Raw genomic sequence first — 216 nt, forward strand, 5'->3', positions numbered from 1 at the left:
AGACATTCCGGTGCGCGAGGCGTACAAACCAATCATGGTGGTTTTGACTTTGGCCAGCAGGCTCTTGGTTTTTTCCAAGGCGCGCTCGTCACCTCTGGCCACGGCACTGGGGTTGTGCACCATGTAATAGGCGTTTTCGGCAATATGGACGGTATCCCCGGCGAGAGCGATCACACTGCCCATACTCGCGGCGATGCCTTCAATCCAGGTTTCCAC

The 216-nt window shown here is 56.5% G+C and carries 1 protein-coding gene; it reads right to left on the reverse strand.

Annotation, left to right across the window (positions count from 1 at the left end; genetic code table 11):
- The coding region (locus Q1A69_RS20295) for an ATP-dependent Clp protease proteolytic subunit (RefSeq protein WP_299589796.1) at positions 1 to 216 on the reverse strand (216 nt) is incomplete at both ends.

Source organism: uncultured Microbulbifer sp. (genome assembly GCF_947498635.1).
GTDB classification, from domain to species: Bacteria; Pseudomonadota; Gammaproteobacteria; order Pseudomonadales; family Cellvibrionaceae; genus Microbulbifer; species Microbulbifer echini.